We start from the raw sequence: 24,720 nt of genomic DNA on the forward strand, positions 1-24,720 counted from the left end.
CCCCCCCCCCCCCCCCCCCCCCCCCCCCCCCCCGCCATCCCTCAGTAGCCCCGCTGTTGCTGTTGCTGTTGCTGTTGCTGTTGCTGTTGCCTTGGCCTCTGCGGGTGCCGGGCGCCGCCCGGCCGTAAACCCCTTACTTCTTCGCGCGCGGCTGGTTCAGCGGCTCCATCGCCCGGAAGCGCTGGCTGTACTCGTCGGTCAGGTTGCGCGATTCCTGGCCGTTGCGGACGATGGTCGGGGTCAGCAGCACGATCACCTCCGAACGACGGCTGGTGCGGGTCTTCTGCCCGAACAACGCACCGACCACCGGGATCTTGCTCAGGCCCGGGATGCCGCTGCTGCCATCGGTGGCCGAATCGGTGATCAGGCCGGCCAGCATGATGGTGTCGCCGCTCTGTACCGCCGCTTCGGTGGACAGCTTCTTGGTCGAGATGCGCGGGTTGCAGTTGCGCTCGGTCGGGTTGCAGGTCTCCGGCACATCCGACGCGCTGCTCACTTCCTGCACGATGTCCAGGAACACCGTGCCATCACGGGTCACCCGCGGGCGCACCTTGAGGATCACGCCGGTATCGATGTACTGCACCGAGCTATAGCTGCTGGTGCCCACGCCGGTGTTCACCGTGGTGGTGTTGATCGGCACCTTGTCGCCGACATTGAGCGTGGCCTCGGCGTTGTTGCGCACGAACACCGAAGGCGTCTGCAGCAGGCGCACATCGGTGACCTTGTCCAGCGCGCTCACCACCGCCGCGCCGTTGTGGCCGGTGAACGCCCAGCCCAGGCCATCGGCGCCGGTCACCGCGCCCGCGAAGCTGCTCCAGGAACCGCCGGCGGCGGCCGGCAGGGTCACGCCGCCCAATGCGCCGGTCAGTTTCTGCCCGAGCACCGCATTGTCGAAGAACCAGTTGACGCCGTACTTCAGGTCGCCGGTCAGCGCGACCTCGGCCACCTGCGCTTCGATGTGCACCTGCAGTGGCATCACGTCCAGCTTCTCGATCACTTCGCGGATCGAGCGCCAGGCCTGCGGGGTCGAGCGCACCAGCAGCGTGTTGGTTTCCTCCACCGCCGACACGCCCACGCGGTCGCCTTCCACTTCCAGGCTGACGCTGACATTGCCGGACTGGCGCTGCGGCAGGTTCATGCTGCCGTTGTTGCTGCCCCCGGTGCTGCTGCCGGAGGTCGAGCCGAAGTTGCTGCTGCCGTTGCTGCTGTCCATGCCACGGTCGCCGTCGCTGCCCAGCTGCGACGGAATCGCGCCGGGTGCCAACGATGCCGGGCTGGAGCCGCCGCGGTTGCCGCTGCTGGCGAAGGCTTCACCGAGACGTTCGGCCAGGTCGCGCGCCTTGATGTAGCGCAGTTCGTAGGAGAACAGGCGGGCGCTGCCACCGGCGGTGTCGATGCGGTCCAGCCACTGCTGGATCTGGTCGAGGTAGCGCACCTGCGGGGTGATCACCAGCACGGCGTTGGCATTCTCCAGCGGCAGGAAGCGGAACATGCCTGCGCTGGGGGTCTTGCTTTCCTCGCCGAACACCTTCTCCAGGTCGGCGGCGACCTGCTCGGCCTTGCCCGACTGGATCGGGAACACGCCCACCGACATGCCCGACAGCCAGTCGACGTCGAAGATCTCGACGGTGCGCATGTAGTTTTCCAGCTCGGCGCGGGTACCGCCGAGCGTGATCACGTTGCGACCGCTGTCGACGTTGACGATGGCATTGGGCCGCGCATACGGCTCCAGCACCTTCTTCATCTCGCTGGCGGAGATGAACTGCAGCGGGATCACCCGCACTTCGAAGCCGCGCGCGCTGGCCGCCGGCGCGGTGCTGGGCGCAACGGTTCCGGCCAGCGCCTGGTCGGCGGCGACGATGTTGTAGCGGCCGCCGCTGTACACCATGCGCGCATTGTTCCAGCCCAGCACCATTTCCAGCAGGTTCAACGCCTGTGCCGACGACACCGGCTTGGGCGTGGCCAGCGTGACCGTGCCCTGCACCCCCGGTGCGATCACGTAGTTCTGGCCCAGCATGTCACCCAGGATGGCCTTGACCACCGCATGCACCGACTCGCCTTCGAAGTTGAAGGTCGCCTCGCCGGTACTGGCCCCGTGCAGTGCCGGTGCCGGTGCGCGTGCCGCTTCGCGGTTGATCATGGTGCCGGTGCCGCGACGGATCACCGCCTGCGGGGCCCCCTGGGCATCACGGGCAGCATCGGCGGCGACCTCCGCGGCCTGTCCGGCCTCGGTGGTGGATGTCAGGTTGCCTTTGCGCTGCACATGCGGCGCGGACACGGTGCTGCAGCCGACCAGCAGCGCGAGGGCAAAGGACCAGGGAAGAAAACGCAGGCTCATGCATTCACTCTATCGGTTGGTGCCATCGCCTGGGGGCGGCGACGGTTGTTGCTGCTGTTGTTGCTGCAGCTGGCGGCGACGGGCCTGGATGCGTTCGCGGATGGCCTGCATCTGCGCTTCGCTGGGGCCGTTGTTGTTGGCAGGCGGTGTAGCGGCCGCTGGCGGCACGTTGACGGCCGGCTGTGGCGCTGGCTGCGCACTTGCCGCAGCCGGGGGCGGCGCGGGCGGGGCACCGGCCGGCGGCGGTACCACGATCGCACCGGCCGGCGGCGCACCGTTGGCGCCACGCAGTACGGTGGGTGGTTCACCGCCCTGGCCGTTGAACACGGCCAGCTCCAGCACCTGGCTGCCACCGGGGCCGATCACCGTGGCCCTGCGCGGTTCCAGCGCCACCAGCTGCCAGCCATCCACGGCGTCACCGTTGAGGCGCAGCCGCACCGAGCGGTTCTGTTCGGTGGTGAAGGTGGCCATGCTGAAATTGCCGGTCATCAGCACGCCGGTCAGGCGCAGGGCCGCGCTGGCGGCTGGCTCGCTGCCACCGAGCAGGTAGGGCCGCGGCCTGCGGTCTTCGGCGAACAGCGGGCGTTCGCCGATCGCGCTGTAGCTGTCTGCGCTGGCCATGCGCTCGGCGGCCAGGGCCGGCAGTGCCGGCAACGAGGGCGCTGCATCCGCATCGCCATCGGCTGCGGGCAACTGGCTGCCAAGGCCGAAGCCGGTGGCCAGCCAGATCGCCGCCGCCCAACCCGCCAACGCCAGCAGGAAGCCGGTGCGCAGGCTGATCTGCTCAAGTTTCATCGGCCACCTCCTGCCCCTCGGCCGGCGCCGCCGGGGCGGGCGCCGCGGCCGCTGGCGACGGCTGCGGCTGCACGACCGGTTCGGCCGCCGGGGCCGGCGTGGCCGCGTCGGTCGCCGCACCCGGCAACAGGTAGCCCGCCAGTTCGAATGACACATCCAGGCCCAGGCCGGATTCGTTCGGTGACTGCTGGAAGCGCTGCGCGATCAGGTTGAGGTTGTCGACGAACAGGCGCGGGCTGCCGGTCTCCAGGCTGTGCAGCACCGTGGCCAGCTCGGCGACGCCACAGCGCAGGCGCACCTGCATGGCGACACGCACGAACTCGGCATCGCGCCGGTTGTCGGTCAGCGGCGTACGGTTGCTGATGGTGCAGCTGCGGTTGCCCGGGCTGGCCATCGCCACTGCATCCTGCAGCTTTGCACCCAGCGCGGCAGCGGCGGCTTCGGCAGTGGCTTCGCGCAGGAAACCGGGGCGCTGCTGCAACGCTTCGCGGGTGGCGCGCAGGCGCTGTTCGATCTGCGGCTGCTGCTGCAGCTGCGCCTGCACGCGTGCCTCGCGCTCGCGCAGCGCCGCGACATCGGCATCGATCTCGCGCAGGGGCTGGGTGAACCACGGGTGCACCAGCAACAGATAGGCCAGGCCCAGCACTGCCAGCAGCAGTGCCAGCGCCAGCCAGCGGTCACGGCGTGCGCTTGGCATCGGCATCGGCCGCCTCCCGGGTCGGGGCAGCCGCCGGCAACGGCTGCAGTTCCGCGGTCATGGTGAAACGATCACGGCCACTGGCAGCGCCGTCGGCCTGCAATACACCGGTCAGATTGACCTTGCGCCACTGCGGTGCGTCCTGCAGCAGCTGCACCAGCTGCGAGGCTTCGCGGCTGAGCCCGATCAGCTGCAGGTTGTTGTTCTCGATGGCGAGCTTTTCCAGATAGGTGCCCTCCGGCAGGCGCCGGGTCAACTCGGTCCAGATGTCCACCGTGCCCGCGCGCTGGCTGCGCTGCTTTTCCAGGAACGCGGCACCGTCGATCAGCGCCTGCAGCTGCGCGCGCTCACTGGCTACGCTGCGCGCACTGCGCGCGCTGCGTTCCACCTGGGCACGCAGTTCGTCGGCCGCTGCGCGTCGGTTGTCCAGCAGTTGCAGGCCGGCAAGCACCAGCATCACCACGGCAGCCACACCCAGCAGCAGGTTCCAGCGCCGCATCGGATCGGCCTGCAGCTGGCGCTGCGCGGGCGGCAGCAGGTTCACCTGCAGCGTGTTGCCCTGCGCGTCGATGGCATCTACACCGGCCAACGCATCGGCCCAGGGGCCCACGCTGCCGCGCCAGGCGTCCAGCTGGCGCAGCGGCCAGGCCACCAGTTCGACCTGCAGCTGGCCCTCGCCTGCCGCTCCGAGCTCGCGCACGTCATAGCTGACCTGGCTGGATTCGAATGGCGTCTGGCGGTCGATCTCGAAGCCGACCACCGCACGCAGGCGGTCGGCGGCGGCGGCCGGCAACCGCAGATGGCGACGCAGCACATCGCTGGCAGGCAGCAGCCACACGCGCGGCAGGCTGCGCAGGCGTGCTTCCAGGACCCGGTCCAGCTCGGCCGGCGACAGTGGCCACGGCAGCCGCGCCACGGACTCTCGGCGCTCACCGGCCTCGCGCCAGACCTGCAGCTGGTCGCCCTCACGCTGCAGCAGCAGGCGTGCCTGCGCCCAACCCAGCGCCCACTGCCAACGAACCGGTACCCATGCCAGCAACGACTGCCGCCACCAGCGCAGGAAACGGCCGGCGCCAGGACCGATCCGGCCCTGCACCTGTCGCAGACTGTCCTGCCACGCCGTCATCTTGCTGTCATTCCCTGCTCCCAGCGAAGCACTGTGTAGGTCCGCCCGGGAACCCCGCCCGAGCCGTTGCGTACCACTGCCTGCAGCACTGAGCGGCGTCCACTGCCGTCGGTGACACGGGACTCGATACTATAGGTGCCACTGCTGCTGGCAAGCGTTGACGCACCCGCAGCGGAATCGGCGTCACGCTCCTGCTGGGCGCGCTGGGCCAGCAGGGTGTCCGCATCCAGGCCCAATGCCGTCAGCACCGGCGCGCTGGCAAACTGCGGATCCGGCCGCGATTGGCGGCTGTACAGGGTCAGGTGCGGAAGCATGGCCCGGTACAGCGGACCGCGCATGCCCAGCACCCGCTGCAGCTCGCCCAGGGTCTCGAAACGTCTGTTGCGCGGGCCGTACGGCAGCCCCGCCGCGGCGTAGTCGGGCGCCTCGGCGCCGCCGCCGGGCTGCAGCAGGCTGTCTTCGTCACGCCAGTCGACGATGGCCCCGGCCAGCTGCCGGGCACTGCCGTCTTCCTCGCCCAGCGCCTTCAGGAACGCCTCCAGCAGTGCCACGTCGGCCAGGTTCAGATTGATCTTGCCGTTCTCGTCGAGCACCGTGATCTCGATGTTGGCGTCATCGAACTGCCAGCGGTAGGTGCGGCCGTCGGCGCGCCAGGGTGCCCGCTGCGGGTCGGCGGACAGGCGCATCAGCGCATATTCCATGCCCGCGCGCGCGCGTTCCTGGCCCCGCGCGTCGCCATCGAGCACCTGCTGCTGCAGATGCTCGACGCGCGCGCTCAGTGCGAACGCCCCCACCAGCGCCGTCATCAGCGCGATCAGCCACAGCACCAGCACCAGCGCCGCGCCCCGCACCCGGTTCATCGCGCACCTCCGCTGCCACCGGCGCGCGGCGCCACCACCAGCGCCGGCCAGGGCGTGCCCTTGGCCGGCACGATCTGGATCTCCACCAGCATCGGCAGGCGCCGCGTGTCGTCCCAGCGTGGCATCCAGTCGGTCACCTGGCCGGTGCTGGCATCGATGCCGCGGTAGCGCAGCTGCACCGACTTCAGGTTGTCCACCAGCACCTCCGGCGGACGCGGCGGGTTTTCGGCGATGTGCTCGCCTTCCTGCAGCAGCACCAGGTCCAGCAGCAGGCGCTGCTGGCCGCTGCGGCCTTCCACCTGCAGCGCGTGCAGGTAGGCACCGCCGCGGCCGAGGTAGCCCGGCAGATCGGCCGCGAACAGCATGCGCTGCTCTTCGCCCTGGAAGAAGATCGGCTCGCGGGTAGGGTCCGGCGCTTCCAGCGGCGTACGCAGCGCCGCGGACAGCTGCCGCCGCAACAGCGCTTCCACCGCACGCATGCGCTCGCTCTCGGCGGCGATCTGCTCGCCGCGCTGGCTGACCGCCATCGCCGAGCGCACGCTGGCGAACGCCAGCGCCAGGCCCCCGGCCAGCAGCACCGTCGCCAGCATCACTTCCACCAGGGTGAAGCCTGCGGCGCCGCGCTTCATCGCGCGTTCTCCAGGTCCGGCGGCAACAGGCGCAGGCTGCGCCAGCGAAGCTGCTCGCGTTCGCTGTCGCCCCAGCGCACCTGCAGCTGCAGTTCGGCCAGCCACGGCATCCCCGGTGCCTGCGTTTGTGCCTGGTTGGCGGCTCGCGGCTCCACCCACGGCTGCACCTGCAGCTCCCAGTGGTAGCGCCCCTGCTCCCAGTCACCCTGCTGGCTGCCGACCTGCAACGGCGAGGTCACACCGGCCTCAGCCAGCAGCGACTGCGCATGCAGCACCGCACGCGTACGCACCTCGGCCTCGCGTACCTGCTTCGCACCACCGGAGAGACTTCCCAGCAGCAGGGTCAGCGCCAACCCGAGCAGGGCGAAGGCGATGATCACTTCCAGCAAGGTGAAGCCACGTGCGCTGCGCTTCATTGTTCGCGCCAGGGGCCGGAACGGACTTCGCCGGTCAACCAGCCGACATCGATGCGCCATTCGGCGGCGTCGCGCTGCAGGCGGATGCGGCCGCCGCTGGAACCGCCATCCGGATGGAACTCGATCACGCCCTGCCCCGGCGCCGTGGCCAGCTGCGCGGCGCCTTCGAACTGCACCTGCAGCTGTGGCGGCACTTCACCCACACGCTGGTTGGCGCCTTCCCAGCGACGTCGCGCCGGTTCGATGACGAAGCGCTGCGGCTCGCCGCGGGCGATCGCCTGCGCGCGCACCATGCGCAGCTGGTTGGCGATGTCCTTGCCGGCGCTGCGCAGCTGCATGCCTGAAAAACCCCGCGACAGCCCGGCGGCGGTGATCAGCCCGATGGCCGCGATCAGCGCGATCACCAGCAGCATTTCCAGCAGCGACAGTCCCGCCGCGCGCCTGCCGTGCAGGCGCGGGCGTGGCAGCCGGCGCGGCAGGAAATACGTCATGCAGGATCAGGGCTGGTAGCGGATGTCGGCGTCGACGCTGCTGCCGCCGGCCTTGCCGTCCTTGCCAAGGCTGACCAGTTCGTAGGGCTGGCCTTCGCCCGGCGCGCGGTATTCCAGCGCATGGCCCCACGGGTCGTTCAGGTCGGCCGGCTTGGCATACGGCCCCAGCCAGCCGCCGATGCCGGCCGGTGCGGTCACCAGGTCGTTGAGCGATCCCGGCAGCTTGCCGGTGTCGATCTGGTAATTGTCGATCTTGGACGCGACGGTCTGCACCTGGGCCTTGGCGATGTTGGCCTTGCCGCGATCGGCGCCGCCGAGCACGCGGCTGGCGACCAGGGTCAGCACCGCGCCGATCAGCACGATGACGATGATGATTTCCAGCAGGCTCATGCCCGACTGGTTGCGCGCGGCAGTGAAGGAAAGGCGGATCGGTCGACGGGAAGCAATCATGGTCGGTCCTTTCGGTTGCGGAGTGTCGGGGTTGCGTAGGGATCCATCGTCAACCGATGGCATTGGTCAGGTCATACAGCGGCACCAGCACCGCCACGATCACCGCACCGACCACCGAGGCCAGCACCAGGGTGATCGCCGGCACCATCGCCGCCAGCAGCCGGTCGATGCGCCGGGCGCTGTCCTGTTCAAACGTATCGGCGGCCTTCAGCAGCATGCTATCGAGCGCACCGGATTCCTCGCCGACCTGGATCATCTGCAGGGCCAGGCGCGGGAAGCGCTTGCCGCGTGACAGCGCCAGCGACAGGCCGGCACCATTCTTCACTTCATCGGCCGCCGCTTCGACATCGGCGGCCAGCGCACGGTTGCCCAGCACGTTGCGGGCGATGCCCAGCGCACCCAGCAGCGGCACGCCATTGCGCAGCAGCGTGCCCAGCGTGCGCGCAAGCCGTGCGGTTTCCAGTTCACCCAGCAGGCGGCCGATGCCGCGCCGCTGCAGCAGCCAGCCATCCAAGGCCAAGCGGAAGGCCGGTTGCCGGGCCTTGCGTTCGAAGAACAGCGCGAGCACGGCCGGCACCACCAGCAGCAGCACCCACCAGTCGCGCACGAACAAGCCCAGTTGCAGCACCGCGTTGGTGAACCACGGCAGCGCCACGTCCAGGCTTTCGTACATCTGCGCGAACTGCGGCACCACGTAACCAAGCAGGAACAGCAGCGCGCCACCTACCACCACCAGCAGGATCGCCGGATAGACCAGCGCGTTGATCACCTTGCCCTGCAGTGCGCGGCTGCGTTCCAGGTAGTCGGCCAGGCGTTGCAGGGTTTCATGCAGGCTGCCGCCGGCTTCGCCGGCACGCACCATGTTCACGTACAGGCGCGAAAACAGGCCGTGCTGGCGTTCCAGCGCGGTGGACAGCGGCGCACCGCCGCGCACCACGTCGCGGATGTCGGTGATGGCGCGACGCGAACGTTCATCCTCGGGCAACCCCAGCAGGATCGACAGCGCGCGGTCCAGCGGCTGGCCGGCACCGAGCAGGGTCGCCAGCTGCTGGGTGAACTGCAGCAGCGCGGCGCCCTGCAGCGGGCGCTGGCGCAGCAGGTTGCGCCAGCTGCTGCCACCGATCGCGCCACCATCGGCCAACTGCGTTTCCATCGGCAGGTGGCCCTGGTCCTGCAGGCGCGCGACCAGTTCGGCCTCGCTGGCCGCTTCCATCTGCCCGTCGAAGATCTCGCCGTGCGGATTGAGTGCCCTGTAGCGATAGGTCGGCATGTCAGCCCCGGCGTCCTGCGCGCATCAGCTTTCCTCGGTCACGCGCAGCACTTCCTCGATGGTGGTCTGCCCGCTCAGCGCCTTGGACAGGCCATCTTCGTACATGGTGCGCATGCCGGCTTCGCGCGCGATGCGCTCGATCTCGCCCATGCCGTCACGGCGCATCACCGCCCGCCGCAGCGCATCGTTCATCACCAGGAATTCCATGATGGTGGTGCGGCCGAGGTAACCGGTCGGTGCCAGCGCCGAAGGCCTGGGGCGGAACAGGTGGATCGGGCCTTCGGGCTGCAGGCGGCGCAGCTCGAAGCGTTCGATCTCTTCCGGCGAGGCTGCGTAGCGCTCGGCGTGGGTCGGCTCCAGCCGGCGCACCAGGCGCTGGGCCAGGATGCCGTTGATGGTGGAGGTGAGCAGGTAGTCTTCCACGCCCATGTCGAGCAGGCGGGTGATGCCGCCGGCCGCATTGTTGGTGTGCAGGGTGGACAGCACCAGGTGGCCGGTCAGCGCCGACTGGATGGCGATGCGCGCGGTTTCCAGATCGCGCATTTCGCCGATCATGATGATGTCCGGGTCCTGGCGCACGATGCTGCGCAGGGCGTTGGCGAAATCCAGGCCGATCTGCGGCTTGGCCTGGATCTGGTTGATGCCCTCGATCTGGTACTCCACCGGATCTTCGACGGTGATGATCTTGACGTCGGCGGTGTTGAGCTGGCTGAGCGCGGTGTACAGCGTGGTGGTCTTGCCTGAACCGGTCGGGCCGGTGACCAGCAGGATGCCGTGCGGTTGTTCCAGCACCTTGCGGAACTGCGGCAGGAAGGCATCGGTAAAGCCGAGCCGATGGAAATCGAATACCACCGTTTCACGGTCGAGCAGGCGCATCACCACGCTCTCGCCATGCGCGGTCGGTACGGTGCTTACGCGCAGGTCCAGTTCCTTGCCCTGCACGCGCAGCATGATGCGGCCGTCCTGCGGCAGGCGGCGTTCGGCGATGTTGAGCCGGGCCATGATCTTGATGCGGCTGATCACCGCCGCGGTCAGGTTGGCCGGCGGGCTTTCGCCCTCCACCAGTACGCCATCGACGCGGTAACGCACCTTGAGCCGGCTTTCGAAGGGTTCGACGTGGATGTCCGAAGCACGCAGTTCCACCGCACGCTGGATCACCAGGTTGACCAGGCGGATCACCGGCGCTTCCGAGGCAAGATCGCGCAGGTGCTCGATGTCGTCGACCGCGCCGCCCTCGCCGTCGGCGGTTTCCACGATCGCGCCCATCGCACTGCGGCCCTGGCCGAACCAGCGTTCGACCAGATCGTCGATCTCCGCGCGCATGCCCAGCACCGGCGTCACCGGAACCCCCAGCGCCAGCTGCACGGCCTGCTGCGGGTAGGCGTCGTGGGCGTCGGCCAGCCACAGCCGGACGCCCTGTTCATTCAATTCCAGCGGGCATACGTGGAACTGCTTCAGGAAACGCAGCGACAGCGGCAGGCCGTCGGCCAGCGCCTGCGGCGGGGCTTCGGGTACCTGCTTGCCCTCCAGCAGCGGCAGGCCCAGCACCTCGGCGCTGGCCTGCGCCTGGTCGCGCTCGGAAACCAGCCCCAACCGCACCAGCAGGCCGAGCAGGCTGCCGCCGGCTTCGGCATGCAGCGGCCGCGCGCGCGCCAGGTCTCCTTCCTTGAGCCGGCCACGCGCCAGCAGCGCATCCAGGATGCGGCCTTCGGCGTCGTCGGTAACGGTTGCGGCGAGCGCGTTCACGTGACTCTCCTGTCAATCGCTCCGACTTTAGCAGTTAAGCCGTGATTTCCGCCGCCCCTCGGCCACCTTTCGTAAAAAGACGAAGCCCGTCACACAGGATGACGGGCCTCGGCCATTCAACTACGTCGGCAGGTGTTTACTGCGTGGCAAGGATGCTCACGCCGTTGTACGCCGCCTCGCCTACCACCTTGATGTAATAGGTGCCGGCGGTCGGTGCCGTCACCCGCACCGTTTCCGAGGTGCCCGGGCGGGTCGAACGCGCATCGTTGTCGGTGGCACTCGGCTCGCGGCCCTGCGCCAGGTAGACCGAGACGTTGCCGGTACCGCCGTAGGTGATGACGCTGAGCTGCTTGCCGGCCACGGCCTCGAAGCTGTACAGCCTGCTGCTGGCGGCAGCGCCGTTCAGGCCACCGACCGCCGCCTTGTTGGTCAAAGGCGTCGCCACCGGCCCGCAGTTTTCGGTGCACGGTTCTTCCAGTGCCTTGGCCAGCGCAGCCTTGGCGTCAAGGATGCCGGTACCGATCGGGGTCGCTGCCGGAATGGCGACCGGGAACGGACGCGCGGTTTCCTTCAGCAGGGTGCGCATCGCGGCCGGGGTCAGCGGATCCTTGCCCTTGGCGATCAGCGCGCTCTGCACCAGTGCGGCAACGGCTGCCACATGCGGCGAGGCCATCGAGGTACCGCCCATCCCCATGTAGCCCGGCGTGCCCGACTCCGGCGTGGTCGCTGCATTGGAACCGGTCTGCCAGATGTAGCCCCCCGGGTTGCCGTCGACACTGCCGCCGCCACCCGGACCGGACAGGTCCACGCGGGTGCCGTAGTTCGAGTAATAGGTGATGCCGCCGGTGATGCGGGTCGCGCCCACGGTCACCACGCCTTCGCAGCTGGCCGGCCGGTACTTGGATGCGTTGTCGGTCTCGTTGCCGGCGGCCACCACCACCGTGGTACCGCGCGAGATGGCGCCGTTGATCGCGTCCTGATAGGTGCTGCCGCAGGCGCCGCTGCCGCCCAGGCTCATGTTGATGATCTCGGCCGGGTTGGTGTTGGCCGGGATGCCCGATACGGTGCCGCCGGATGCCCACACCACGGCGTCGGCGATGTCGGACAGGTAACCGCCACACTTGCCCAGCACGCGCACCGGAAGCACCTTGGCCTTGAAGGCGACACCGGCCATGCCGACCCCGTTGTTGGTCTGCTCGGCCACGGTGCCGGCGACGTGCGTGCCGTGCCAAGAACTGTCCTCGGCCAGCGAGCCGTCGTAACACTCGTTATCGTTTTCGACCCAGTCGCCATAGTCCTGCGCACCGGGTACGCGATCATTGGTCGGGCGGCGCGAGGTCTCCGCGTCGCTGATGAAGTCGTAGCCTTCCAGCAGGTTGCCGACCAGGTCCGGATGCTGCGGCAGGATGCCGGTGTCGATCACCGCCACCACGATGCCCTCGCCCTGCGAAACGTCCCACGCCGCCGGTGCGTTGATGCCGCCGACCGCGTTGTGCAGGTGCCACTGGTTCTGCTGGTAGAAGGGATCGTTGGGCACCAGTGCCGGCTGCACGTCGCCGGCACGCAGCTCGGTACGGCGCAGCTTCACGTCCGCTTCGGCGTACTGCACCGACGGGTCGGCCTGCAGTTCCTTCAGCACGCGCTGCAGTTCGGCCGGGGCCAGGCGGCCCTGTACGCGGATCAGGTCCGCGCCGGTGGCGAGCCTGCGCACTACCTGCGGGCCGAGCGTGCTGGCGCGGGAGGTGCCGCCGGACAGGCTGGCACGGGTCAGCGCCGACTGCACGGTGGACAGCTTGGCCGAGCGGTCGCTGGCGGCGGCAGCCCCGGCCCGGTACTTGACGATGATGCGCTCGGCCCCCGGTTGGGCGGTGCTGGCCTGGCGCACCGGCTCACGGGTCGGCAACCCGGCGGCGTGGACGGCACCGACGGCCGTCATCGACAGCACGGCGGCGGCAAGCACATTGATGCGAAGGTTCTGCTTCTTGATCACGTCGAAATTCCTCTTCTGGGTCATGGATCGAACCAACACTGCGGCCATCATTCCTTGACGACTCCCGGCCGGCCCAGCCGGGATTGCCGTGACCTCCCCCCAGGCCCTCACTGCAGGTGCTGCGCCGGCGTGGGTGGCCGCCGGCGCAATGGACGGGCTTACCAGCCGAAGCCGGCACCGACGCCGACCGAGCTGTCATCGCTGCTGAAAGCACCGCCGAAGGTGACCGTGGCGCGATCGCTGATCGCACGCTGGTAACCCAGCGACAATGCCGATTCGCCACCCTGGAAGCCGATGCCGACACCGACCCGGTTCTGGGTGCGGATACCGGCGGCACTGGTGGCCATGTTGAGCATCGCGGCGCTCATCGCGCCCTGACGGTCGATGCGGCGGTCCATGTGACGCAGGCGCCCATCGATCTCGCCCTTGAACACATCGAAGCTGTCGGCGACGGCCTGGACGCGGCTGTCGGTGTAGCTGTTGGCGGTGGCCATGCCACGGTCGAGCTGGCCCTTGTTGACCGCGTCGGTGGCCGTGGTACCGGCCGCCACGTTGGTCACCTGGCGCTCGTTGCCTTCGCTGCCCACCGACACCGTGTTGGCGCGGTCGGCGACCGAGCCCTGGCCCAGCGCCACCGCGTTCGCTGCGCTGGCATTGGCCCCCTGGCCGATGGCGGTGGACGAGGCGCCACTGGCAACGGCGCCGTCTCCCATGGCAACCGCATTGAAGCCGCTCGCCGGGGTGCCCACCGGAATGCCGGCACCCGCCGCAGCCGCGGTCGGCGCGCCCTGCACACGCGCGGTGCTGGCCGGTGCTGCGTCCGCCGTCACCCGTGCATCGGCGACACTGGCCTGCGCACCGTCCTCCAGCGGCGCACTCATCGCGCGCAGGCTGGCGGTCCCGGCGCGCGTGCCACCGGCGGTACGACGGTCGATTTCGCTGACCTTGCGATCCAGCGCGCCCAGTGCATCGCCGACATTGCTGTAGGTGGCGCCCTGGATCACGTAGTTCGGCGCCACGAACACCCCCTGCATGCCCACGCTGGCACCGCCACCGAGGAAGCTGGCGGCGTCGCTGAGCGACTGGAACAGCTGGCCACCATTGATGGCCTGGCGGCTGCCGGCAGCGATGCTGCCCGCGCCGACGTTGTCGATGGTGGTGCCCTGGAAGCCGGACAGGGTCAGGCGGTCACGGCTGGCATCGTCGTAGCTGACCGCGCTGGCTGCGGTGGTTTCGACCGTGGCGATGCGCGAATCGAAATCGCCCACGCGGGTCTCCACCGCACCGACACGCTGGTTGGTGACGTTGAGCTGCGAGCCGGTGATTGCGTCGGTGCTGCCTGCACCGATGCGGCCATCAGCCACGTTGACGATGCGGCGCGTCGCCGGGCCATCGGTGCCATTGCCGCCGCCGACCGAGACCACGTTGGCATCAAGTGCACGTGACCCTGCGCCCAGCGCCACCGAGTTGGCACCGGATGCACCGGCGCTGTTACCCAGTGCCAGCGCGCCATTGCCGATCGCCATCGCGTTGGCGCCCACGGCGTTGCTGCGTGCGCCGCTGGCACTGGCCGCCGAACCGATGGCCGTGGCATCGCTGCCGCTGGCACTGGCGGTACCACTGCCGGTGGCCTTGAGGTAGCGCGCGGTGCCGTCGGCGGTCGCCGCCACTGCATCGAGCTGGCCGCGGTTGACCGCATCGGTACGCTCGGTACCCGCAGCGACCCGGGTGATCTGGCGGTCGGTGCTGACACTGCCGACCGACACGGTGTTGGCACGATCGGCCACCGAGCCGGCACCCAGTGCGATGCTGCCGGCCGCCGTGGCGTTGGCACTGACACCCACCGCAGTGGCGTTCGCACCAGTGGCCTTGCTGCCGTAGCCGACCGCCGTACCGAGACGACCGCTGGCTTCGGCATAGCTGCCCAGTGCCGAGGCGCCATCGGCCGACGCATTGGCGCGGAAGCCGCTGGCCTGCGACTGCGTGCCACTGGCCGTGGCCTGCGCACCGCTGGCGGTGCTGTAGGCGCCCTTGGCCTGGGCACCGGCACCGCTGGCACTGGCGCCGAGTTCGCTGGCGCTGGCACCACTGCCCACCGCCACGCTGTCCACACCACTGGCCTGTGCAGCATTGCCCAGCGCTGCGGCGTTGTTGCCGGCAGCCAGTGCATCGAAGCCGACTGCGGTGGCATTGGCGGCCATCGCGTTGGCACCGCTGCCCAGCGCGGTAGCGCCGTTGCCGATGGCGTTGGCTGCATTGCCGGCGGCCAGGGCGTTGTCACCGTCGACCAGCGCGCCGGCCTCGCCATCGGCATTGCCACTGGCCTGGAACTGGCGGCTGGTCTTGTCGGCAACCGTGGCCACTGCATCCAGCTGGCCCTTGTTCACCGCGTCGGTGGCTTCGGTGCCGGCGGCAACATGGGTCACCTGGCGTTCGCCACCGGCCTTGCCGACGGCAACGGTGTTGTCGCGGTCCGCCTTGGAGCCCGCACCGAGAGCGACGCTGTTGCTGCCGTTGGCGGTGGCATTGGCACCCAGTGCGGTGGCGCTGCTGCCCGCGGCCCACGAATTCCAGCCGATGGCGGTGGCGTAGTCTTCGGTGGCCCACGCACCTGCGCCGAATGCCGCAGCGCCAGTACCGCTGGCACGCGACGGGATCAGGCCGAAGAAGGTACTGCCGCCAATGGCGACGCTCTCCTCGCCACTGGCCTCGCTGGACTGGCCCACGGCCACCGCGCCGGTACCGGCCGCGGCCGCGCCGAAGCCGACCGCCGTGGTGTTGGCACCGCTGGCCGCCGATCCATAGCCGAGCGCGGTACCGAGGCGGCCGCTGGCTTCGGCATAGCCGCCGACAGCGGTGGTGCCATCAGCGGACGCGGCGCTGCGGAAGCCACTGGCCAGTGCCTGCGTGCCGCTGGCGTTGGACTCGGTGCCGGTTGCGGTGCTGTAGGCACCACTGGCCTGGGCACGTGCGCCGGTGGCGCTGGCACCCAGCTCGCTGGCGCTGGCGCCACTGCCCAGGGCCAGGCTGTCTTCACCGGTGGCCTGCGCGGTACTGCCCAGCGCCGCTGCGTTGTTGCCGGTGGCCAGCGCATCGATACCGACGGCCGTGGCATTGGCAGCCAGCGCATTGGCACCGCTGCCGAGTGCGGTGGCACCGTTGCCGATGGCATTGGCCGCATCACCGGCCGCCAGTGCGTTGTCGCCCTCGACCAGTGCGCCGGTTTCGCCATCGGCATTGCCGCTGGCCTGGAACTGCCTGCTGGTTTTTTCCGCAGCAGCGGCAACCGCATCGAGCTGGTTCTTGTTGACCGCGTCGTTGCCCTGCGTACCGTCGGCTACGTTGGTGATCTGGCGGGTGTTGCCCCCCCCGCCCACCGAAACGGTGTTGTCACGGTCTGCAATCGAGTCCGCACCCAGCGCCACGCTGTTGGCGCCGCGCGATTCGGCGGCGTTGCCCAGCGCGGTGCTGTTGATGCCACCCGACCAGGCGCCGCCACCCACGGCGGTGGAGTAGTTGCCCGAGGCCTCGGTGGCCAGCACACCGAACAACGAGCCACCGACGGCAACGCTGTTGGTGCCGGTGGCAAGGCTGCCCTGGCCGGTGGCGGTGCTGTAAGCACCGGACGCTTCCGAATCGCCACCCACTGCCACGCTGTTGGAACCGGAGGCATTGGCGAAGTTGCCGAATGCGGTGGCATTGAAGGCCGAAGCCTGCGCGTAGCCACCGATGGCGGTGCTATAGCCACCGGTGGCCTCGGCGCCGATGCCGAATGCCGCCGATGCGGTACCGCTGGCCACGCTTTCGCTGCCCACGGCGGTCGCCGCATCGCCACTGGCATTGCTGAAGTAGCCCACGGCCACGGCTTCTTCGCCGGACGCTTCGGACAGCACACCGTTGGCCGTGCTGCCGGCGCCGCTGGCGATGCTGGCGGCACCGAAAGCGGCGCTCTGCTCGCCGCTGGCCTCGCTTTCCGCACCGTGCGCGGTGGCGTACTCGCCGGTGGCCTGTGCGTTGGCACCCACCGCGCTGGCGTTGGCCGCGGTCGCCAATGCGTTGAAGCCAATCGCCTGCGCATTGTTGGCCAGCGCATTGGCACCGCTGCCCAGCGCGGTGGCGCCATTGCCGATGGCGTTGGCCGCGTCGCCCGCTGCCAGCGCGTTGTCCCCCTCCACCAACGCACCGGCCACATCGTCGCCGTTGCCGCTGGCCTGGAAGAAGCGGCTGGTGGTGCTGGCGGTGCTCGCCACCGCATCCAGCTGCGCCTTGTTCACTGCATCGGTGGCCTGCGTGCCAGCAGCCACGTTGGCGACCTGGCGTTCGTTGCCGGCGCTGCCGACCGACACCGTGCGGGCACGGTTGGCCACTGAACCGGCGCCCAGCGCGACGGCATTGCCGGCGCTGGCATTGCTGCCGGCGCCGAGCGCGATCGCGCTTTCACCGCCAGCCACCGTGTTGGTGCCGATGGCGATGCTGTTGAGGCTGTTGCCCAGCGCCTGGAAGCCCAGCGCCACGCTGTTGTCGCCATAGCCGAAGGCGCCGCGCCCCACCGCAGTGGAACTGGCGCCGTTGGCCCAGCTGTTGTAACCGATGGAGGTTGCACCGCTGCCGCTGGCCCAGGCCGCGTTGCCGAAGGCCGATGCATTGGTGGCGGTGGCCCACGCGCCGGAGCCGAAGGCGCTGGCGCCGCTGGCGGTTGCCCAGCTGTAGCCGCCGACAGCGGTGCTGTCATCGCTGCTGGCGAATGCGCTGTCGCCGACCGCGACTGCATAGCTGCCGGTGGCGCGCGACTTGCCGCCCGCGGCGAAGCTGTTGTCACCGCTGGCCCTGGCGGCACTTCCGAAGGCGTTGCTGGCGGCTCCGGTGGCCTGTGCACCGCTGCCGACCGCCGTACCGTCGGCAACGGCGGTGGTACCCACCTGCTGCGCCGTGCCGTCGGCACCGATGATCGGCTGGTTGTACTCGTCGTAGGCCTGGCCGAGGCCACCGATCGCCACGCCGCCCTTGCCGGTGGCGTTGCTGTTGCGGCCGACCGCCACGCTGTCATCACCGATCGCCGAGGCGGCAGCGCCCTGTGCAACCGCACCGGCACCGATCGCATTGCTCGACGAACCGGCGGCAACCGCGCCTTCACCTTCGGCCAGTGCGCCGGCATCGCTGCCCGCTTCCGGCTGTGCCTGGAAGAAACGCGCGGTGCTGTCAGCGGTGCTGGCCACCGCGTCCAGCTGTGCCTTGTTCACCGCATCGGTGGCTTCGCTGCCGGCGGCAACGCTGGTGATCTGCCGTTCGTTGCCGGCACTGCCCACCGCCACGCTGTTGGCGCGCACCGCTTCGGAGTTCGCGCCGAGTGCAACACTGTTGGCGCCCCGCGCGGTGGCGTAGTAGCCCACCGCCGTGCTCTGCGCGCCGCTGGCCCAGGTCTGCGCACCGAGCGCGCTGGCGTTCTCGCCGGGTGCGTAGGCGAAGTAGCCGACCGCAGTCGCTTCGGCGCCGGAGGCTTCGGTCAGGCTGCCGTTGGCCACCGCGCGGTCGCCGCTGGCGATTGCGCCGGCACCGACCGCGGTTGCGGCTTCGCCACTGGCCTGGGTCTGCACGAAGAAGCCCAGGCCGGGAATCAGGTCGGCCGGGCCACCGATGGCCACGCTGCTGGTACCGGTGGCGTTGCTCTGCGTGCCCAGCGCGGTGGAGTAGTCACCGATGGCATTGGCGACCGCGCCGAACGCGGACGACTGCGCACCGGCGGCATACGCGCCCACGCCATAGGCCGACGCGGCGAAACCACCGGCATCGGCACTGGCGCCCACGGCGGTGCCACCGACACCGGCACTGGTGGCGCCGGTTTCCACCGGCACACCGCCACTGGTGATCAGCGGATTGCCATCGGCATCGACCGCAGCACCGCCAACGGCGACGCTGCCCGGGCCGTTGGCCTGCGCATTGTTGCCGAACGCCGCGCTGTTCTGGCCCGAGGCCAGTGCGTTGTTGCCGACGGCGGTGGCGTTCTGCGCGACGGCGGTGGCACCGGCACCCACGGCGGTGGCGCCCTTGCCGATCGCGTTGGCCGCTTCGCCTGCAGCCAGCGCCTCATCACCCTCGGCCAGCGCACCGGCATCGCTGTTGCTGCTGCCGTTGGCCTGGAAGCGCTTGGCGGTGGCATCGGCCACGGCGGCCACGTCTTTCAGCTGGCCCACGTTGACGGCATCGGTGTCTTCAGTACCGGCAGCCACGCTGGTGATCTGCCGGGTCAGGCCATACTCGGCGGCGCCGACGGACACCGTATCGACACGGTCGGCCAGCGAACCGGCGCCCAGCGCCACGCTGCCGGTCGCCACCGCCGCCGAATTGGAGCCCAGCGCGGTGCTGTATTCACCCACGGCGGTGCTGAACGCGCCGACCGCAATCGACGCTTCGTTGGCGGCGGTCGCACCACGGCCCAGCGCGGTGCTGCCCGGGCCCATCGCGACGGCACCGCCACCCACAGCGGTGGCACCATCAGCGGTGGCTTCAGACAACGCGCCGAGCGCGGTGGCCGCGCCGTTCTCGCTGGCCGCATAGGCACTGGCACCCACGGCGGTGTCGCCCAGGCCGAAGGCCGCAGCACTCTGCCCGACCACGACGCTGGCATCGCCAATGGCCAATGCGCCCTGGCCGAACGCGCTGGCGCCGATGCCGGCGGCGATGGCCTGGGTACCGATGGCAGTGGTGGCATTGGCCAGCGACTGCGCACCGGCACCGGCCGCCAATGCGCCCTGCCCGTCGATCTTCGCCGCGTCGCTGTCATCGCCTGCGCCGTCGGCCTTGAAATAGCGGCTGCCGTCTGCGGCCACGTCGGCAATCGCGGCCTGCGTCGCCCGTGCCTGCGCATCGAGCTGCGCCTTGTTCACCGCATCGGTCGCCTGGGCGCCCGCCGCGACGTTGGTAATCTGCCGTTCCTTGCCGGCATCACCGACGGACACGGTGTTGGCCCGCGTGGCCTTGGAACCGGCGCCCAGCGCCACGCTGTTGGCGGCACTGGCGTTGCTGTTGCTGCCAATCGCAACGGCGTTGCTGCCCTTGGCCGTGGCCGAGCCCTCGATCAGGCACTTTTCCAGCAGCTTGCCGCTGAAAGCGACGCAGGTGGCGCTGCCGCCGATCTGCACCGACTGTGCCGCAGCGGTGCCGCTCATGCCCAATCCCAATACCAGGCCCAGCGCCACTGCCAGCAATGCGGGCGTGGCTCGTGTCGCATCGCGGCGCTGGTCGACGACCCCACCGCTGCTGCTGTCGGAGGAGGCCAGTTCCGAAGCCACCACCCACTGACCCAATGCTTTGTTCCAGACCTTGCGATAAATCCGATTCATCGGTACGGCTCCTGATTGGACTGGTTTTGGGCAAAGCAACGCCACCGCTGGGCTTTCCGGCCCAACGTCCCCTGGGGGCGTTTATTCGCGTGATTTACTGCGGGGTATTGCCGAACGGCGCGCAGCGACAGAAAACCGAGCGCGTGCGCCAACCGGTTACTGCGAAATGAATGATTCTGTAACGGGGTTCAAGTGTTAACGGCAACTTTCCAGATCGTCAAGACTTTGACACGGCAAATCCTATTGCCGTGAAGCAGTTCACTATTTCACCTGTTTATCAAGCGATTTTGTTAGGTCTGGGTGACGAACCACCGGCGCCCTGTAAACGCATGTAACTGATGGTTGCGGCAGGTATTTCTGCCCATCCAAAGAAAAACCCGACAGTCGCCTGCCGGGTTTTCCGTACCTCATCGCATTGTGGCGTGCGCGACGGTTGCGCCGTCAGCCGCACCACACCCGCGCGTTGCGGAACATGCGCATCCACGGCGAATCACCCTGCCATTCGGCCGGCGCCCAGCTCAGGTTGAGCGCGCGCGGGGTGCGCTCCGGGTGCGGCATCATGATGGTGACGCGGCCATCGCTGCTGGTCAGGCCGGTGATGCCGTCCGGCGAGCCGTTCGGGTTCAGCGGGTACTGGCTGGCAACGTTGCCGTGGCCATCGATGTAGCGCAGCGAGACACGGGCCGCGGCCTGGTCGACGGCGTTGTCGAACACCGCCTGGCCTTCGCCATGCGCCACCGCCACCTGCAGGCGCGAACCGGCCATGCCGCGCAACAGGATCGACGGCGACTCCACCACCTCCAGCAGCGCGGTGCGGGCTTCGAACTGCTCGCTGGCATTGCGGCGGAACTGCGGCCAGTGTTCGGCACCGGGGATGATGTTCTTCAGCTGGCTCATCATCTGGCAGCCGTTGCACACGCCCAGCGCGAAGCTGTCTTCGCGGGCGAAGAACGCGGCGAACGCATCACGCAGCGCGCTGCGCTCCAGGATCGAGGTCGCCCAGCCACGGCCGGCACCGAGCACGTCGCCATAGCTGAAGCCGCCGCAGGCGACCAGGCCGGTGAAGTCCTGCAGCGCCACGCGGCCTTCGATCAGGTCGCTCATATGGACGTCAAAGGCGCGGAAGCCGGCACGTTCGAAGGCGTTGGCCATTTCAATCTGGCCGTTGACGCCCTGCTCGCGCAGCACCGCCACGCGCGGACGCGCACCGGTACTGATGAACGGCGCGGCGACATCTTCGTTGAGGTCGAAGCTGAGCTTGGGCTTCAGGCCCGGCGCGTTGAAGGTGCGGGCGACTTCACGCTCGGCATCGGCGTTGGCCGGGTTGTCGCGGCGCTTCTGCATCGCGTGGGTGACCGACCACCAGGCGTCGAACAGCGCGTCCCAACGCCATTCGGCCAGGTTCTCGCCGCCCAGCGACACGCGCACCACCGGCGCGGTGGTCGGCTTGGCGATGCGCTGCGCGCACTCGGTCAGTGCGTGGCGCTCGACCAGATCGGCGAACGCGGCGCGGTCCTCGCGCGCGATCTGCACCACTGCGCCCAGTTCTTCATTGAACAGGCTGCGGAACGGATCATCGCCCCAGGCATCGAGGGTGATGTCCAGGCCCAGGCGCGAGGTGAAGGCCATTTCGCACAGTGCGGCGAAGGCACCACCGTCGCTGCGGTCGTGGTAGGCCAGCAGCAGGCCGGACTGGCGCGCATCGCGGATCAGTTCGAAGAAGCCACGCAGGCGCTGTGGGTCGTCCAGGTCCGGGGCGGCACCGGCGAAGGCCGGCAGATTACCCTGCTCGGCATGCACCTGGGCCAGGATCGAACCGCCCAGGCGCTGCTTGCCGGCACCGAGGCCGATCAGCCACAGCTCGCTCTCCACCTCGCGGTCGAGCAGCGGGGTCAGCTGCTGGCGCACTTCGGCGACCGGCGCGAACGCCGAGATCACCAGCGACACCGGCGACACGCTCTTGTGTGCTTCGCCCTGGTCGTGCCACTGCGCCTGCATCGACAGCGAGTCCTTGCCCACCGGAATGCTGATGTCCAGCTGCGGGCACAGCTCCATGCCCACCGCCTTCACCGCGTCGTACAGCAGCGCGTCCTCGCCCGGGTGGCCGGCGGCGGCCATCCAGTTCGCCGACAGCTTGATCTCATCCAGTGCGTCGACCGGCGCCGCGCACAGGTTGGTCAGTGCTTCGCCCACCGCCATGCGCGCCGAAGCGGCCGCATCGAGCAGGGCCAGCGGGGTGCGCTCACCGATCGACATCGCTTCGCCGGACACGCCATCGAAGTCGGCCAGGGTGATCGCCACGTCGGCCACCGGCAGCTGCCACGGGCCAACCATCTGTTCGCGGGCGGTCAGGCCGCCGACGCTGCGGTCACCGATGGTGACCAGGAAGTTCTTCGAGGCCACGGTCGGGTGCGCCAGCACGCGCAGGCCGGCCTCGTGCAGGTCCAGGCCACCGGTCTTCAGCGCCGGCCAGCGCGGCGCCGGCGGGTGCGCGGTGTCGCGGTGCATCTTCGGCGGCTTGCCGAACAGCACGTCCATCGGCAGGTCGATCGGCGCATCGGCCGGGGTGTGGCCCGGCACCGCACCGTAGGCCACCACCAGGTGTTCCTCGGCGGTGGCTACGCCGACCACAGCGAACGGGCAGCGCTCGCGCGCGCACAGCGCGGCGAATTCGGCCAGGCGCTCCTGCGCGACACCCAGCACGTAGCGCTCCTGCGACTCGTTGCACCACAGCTGCATCGGCGACAGCGACGGATCATCGGTGGGCACCTTGCCCAGGTCGATGACGCCGCCGACCTTGGAGTCGTGCAGCAGTTCGGGAATGGCATTGGACAGGCCACCGGCGCCGACGTCGTGGAAGAACTTGATCGGGTTGTTGGCGCCCATCGCCACGCAGCGGTCGATGACCTCCTGGCAGCGGCGCTCCATTTCCGGGTTGTCGCGCTGCACGCTGGCGAAGTCCAGGTCCTCGGCGCTTTCGCCGGAGGCCACCGAACTGGCGGCGCCGCCGCCCAGGCCGATCAGCATCGCCGGGCCACCCAGCACGATGACCGCATCACCGGCCTGCAGCGGGATCTTCTCGACCTGGATGCGGTCGATGGCACCGAGGCCACCGGCCAGCATGATCGGCTTGTCGTAGGCGCGCACCAGGTCAGCACCTTCGGGCAGCTCGAAGCTGCGGAAGTAGCCGAGCAGGTTCGGGCGGCCGAATTCGTTGTTGAACGCGGCGCCGCCGAGCGGGCCGTCGGTCATGATTTCCAGCGCAGGTGCCATGCGCGGGTTCAGCGCGCGCGGCGCTTCCCACGGCTGCGGCAGCTCGGGAATGCGCAGGTGCGAGACCGAGAAACCGGACAGGCCGGCCTTCGGCTTGCCGCCGCGGCCGGTCGCGCCTTCGTCGCGGATCTCGCCACCGTTACCGGTCGATGCGCCCGGGAACGGCGCGATCGCGGTCGGATGGTTGTGCGTTTCCACCTTGATCTGGAACGCGCTGGGCACCTGCGGCTCGCGCCGGTATTCGCCGCTGGCCGGATCCGGGCGGTAGCGCGAGGCCGGGTGGCCTTCGATCACCGCCGCATTGTCGCTGTACGCGCTGAGCGTGTGCTGCGGGGTCTGCTGGTGGGTGTTCTTGATCATCCGGAACAGCGAGCGGTCCTGTTCCTGGCCGTCGATGGTCCAGCTGGCGTTGAAGATCTTGTGGCGGCAGTGCTCGGAATTGGCCTGCGCGAACATCATCAGTTCGACGTCCGACGGCGAGCGACCCAGCGCGGTGAAGCGTTCGCGCAGGTAGTCGATCTCGTCCTGGGCCATGGCCAGGCCCAGGCGCTGGTTGGCGGCCTCCAGCTGGTCCACCGGCACGCGTTCCAGTTCACCGCGGGCCGGTGCCGAGAACAGCGCCTGGCCCTCTGCCACGGTCTCCAGCACCGACTGCGTCATCGGGTCGTGCAGCGCCTTGACCAGCGCCTGCTGGGCGGCGGCATCGGCCGGCCAGCCCAGCACGTCGATACGCAGGCCACGCTCGACCCGACTGACCGGCTGGCCCGCACCGCGGACCAGTTCGGTGGCCTTGCTCGACCACGGCGACAGCGTGCCCAGGCGCGGCACCACGATGCGGCTGACCGCGCCGTCGGCCACGGCCTCGGCCTGCGGCGCAGCTTCGAGGATGCGGCACAGGGTGGTCAGGTCGGGGACGGCGCTGCCTTCGGGCTGCACGAAGTAGACGTGCCAGGCACCGCTGATGCGCAGGGAGGGAGCGATGGACTGCAGGCGGGATTCAAGACGTTCGCGGCGGAACGGCGACAGGGCGGGCGCGCCCTCGAGGACCATCATGTCCGGGGAACCGTAGTTGGGAAACGGGCCCGACATTGTACCGGAAGCGGGGGAAGGGCTCTGGCCGGGCGGCGCCCGGCACCCGCCGAAGCCAGGGCAACGGCAACGGCAACGGCAACAGCAACAGCAACGGCAACAGCAACGGCAACAGCAACTGCCAAAGCAAAAGCTGGGTTCCCGTGGGATGGCGGGGTGGGTCCGGTGGCGGGGGACGCCGTAAACCCCCAGACCGGCCCAGCCGCTGGC

The 24,720-nt window shown here is 69.4% G+C and carries 14 protein-coding genes; all 14 read right to left on the minus strand.

Annotated elements, in window-relative coordinates:
* Positions 1 to 133: 133 nt before the first annotated feature.
* The 14 genes from gspD to purL all read right to left on the minus strand — a co-directional run bounded on the left by gspD (position 134) and on the right by purL (position 24,474).
* Complete coding sequence (gspD, locus tag QRO93_RS14675; protein ID WP_180878766.1) at positions 134 to 2,338, minus strand: type II secretion system secretin GspD; 2,205 nt, start codon at positions 2,336 to 2,338, stop codon at positions 134 to 136.
* Between the two features lie 9 nt (positions 2,339 to 2,347).
* Positions 2,348 to 3,133, minus strand: a complete 786-nt coding sequence (locus QRO93_RS14680) for a general secretion pathway protein GspN (RefSeq protein WP_180878767.1) — start codon at positions 3,131 to 3,133, stop codon at positions 2,348 to 2,350.
* Complete coding sequence (gspM, locus tag QRO93_RS14685) at positions 3,123 to 3,836, minus strand: type II secretion system protein GspM (protein ID WP_180878768.1); 714 nt, start codon at positions 3,834 to 3,836, stop codon at positions 3,123 to 3,125. The genes QRO93_RS14680 and gspM overlap by 11 nt, the downstream gene beginning before the upstream one ends.
* A complete protein-coding gene (locus QRO93_RS14690; protein WP_053448758.1) occupies positions 3,811 to 4,956 on the minus strand; it encodes a PilN domain-containing protein in 1,146 nt (381 codons plus the stop codon). Before QRO93_RS14690 ends, gspM begins: the two co-directional genes overlap by 26 nt.
* Positions 4,953 to 5,816, minus strand: a complete 864-nt coding sequence (locus tag QRO93_RS14695; protein WP_053448757.1) for a general secretion pathway protein GspK — start codon at positions 5,814 to 5,816, stop codon at positions 4,953 to 4,955. Before QRO93_RS14695 ends, QRO93_RS14690 begins: the two co-directional genes overlap by 4 nt.
* On the minus strand, positions 5,813 to 6,445 hold the full coding sequence (locus QRO93_RS14700; RefSeq protein ID WP_049456875.1) for a type II secretion system protein J: 633 nt from the start codon (positions 6,443 to 6,445) through the stop codon (positions 5,813 to 5,815). The genes QRO93_RS14695 and QRO93_RS14700 overlap by 4 nt, the downstream gene beginning before the upstream one ends.
* Positions 6,442 to 6,861, minus strand: coding sequence for a type II secretion system protein XpsI (locus tag QRO93_RS14705; protein WP_164087848.1), 420 nt, complete (start codon positions 6,859 to 6,861; stop codon positions 6,442 to 6,444). The genes QRO93_RS14700 and QRO93_RS14705 overlap by 4 nt, the downstream gene beginning before the upstream one ends.
* Positions 6,858 to 7,352 carry a type II secretion system protein XpsH gene (locus QRO93_RS14710; RefSeq protein ID WP_053448755.1) on the minus strand — a complete coding sequence of 165 codons (495 nt, stop codon included), beginning with the start codon at positions 7,350 to 7,352 and terminating at the stop codon, positions 6,858 to 6,860. The genes QRO93_RS14705 and QRO93_RS14710 overlap by 4 nt, the downstream gene beginning before the upstream one ends.
* A 6-nt stretch (positions 7,353 to 7,358) precedes the next feature.
* A complete protein-coding gene (gene gspG, locus QRO93_RS14715) occupies positions 7,359 to 7,802 on the minus strand; it encodes a type II secretion system major pseudopilin GspG (RefSeq protein ID WP_053448754.1) in 444 nt (147 codons plus the stop codon).
* A gap of 49 nt (positions 7,803 to 7,851) precedes the next feature.
* Positions 7,852 to 9,072 (minus strand): type II secretion system protein XpsF, encoded by a 1,221-nt coding sequence (locus QRO93_RS14720; protein WP_180878769.1) that lies wholly within the window; start codon positions 9,070 to 9,072, stop codon positions 7,852 to 7,854.
* A gap of 24 nt (positions 9,073 to 9,096) precedes the next feature.
* Positions 9,097 to 10,818 (minus strand): type II secretion system ATPase GspE, encoded by a 1,722-nt coding sequence (gene gspE / locus QRO93_RS14725; protein ID WP_053448752.1) that lies wholly within the window; start codon positions 10,816 to 10,818, stop codon positions 9,097 to 9,099.
* A 136-nt stretch (positions 10,819 to 10,954) separates the two neighbouring features.
* Complete coding sequence (locus tag QRO93_RS14730) at positions 10,955 to 12,808, minus strand: S8 family peptidase (RefSeq protein WP_180878813.1); 1,854 nt, start codon at positions 12,806 to 12,808, stop codon at positions 10,955 to 10,957.
* Between the two features lie 158 nt (positions 12,809 to 12,966).
* Positions 12,967 to 20,148, minus strand: coding sequence for an ESPR-type extended signal peptide-containing protein (locus tag QRO93_RS14735; RefSeq protein ID WP_285304271.1), 7,182 nt, complete (start codon positions 20,146 to 20,148; stop codon positions 12,967 to 12,969).
* Between the two features lie 441 nt (positions 20,149 to 20,589).
* Entirely contained in the window at positions 20,590 to 24,474 is a 3,885-nt protein-coding gene (purL, locus tag QRO93_RS14740) for a phosphoribosylformylglycinamidine synthase (RefSeq protein WP_180878771.1), read from the minus strand.
* Between the last annotated feature and the right edge of the window lie 246 nt (positions 24,475 to 24,720).

The organism is Stenotrophomonas maltophilia group sp. Smal17 (genome assembly GCF_030237045.1).
Classification (GTDB): Bacteria; Pseudomonadota; Gammaproteobacteria; order Xanthomonadales; family Xanthomonadaceae; genus Stenotrophomonas; species Stenotrophomonas forensis.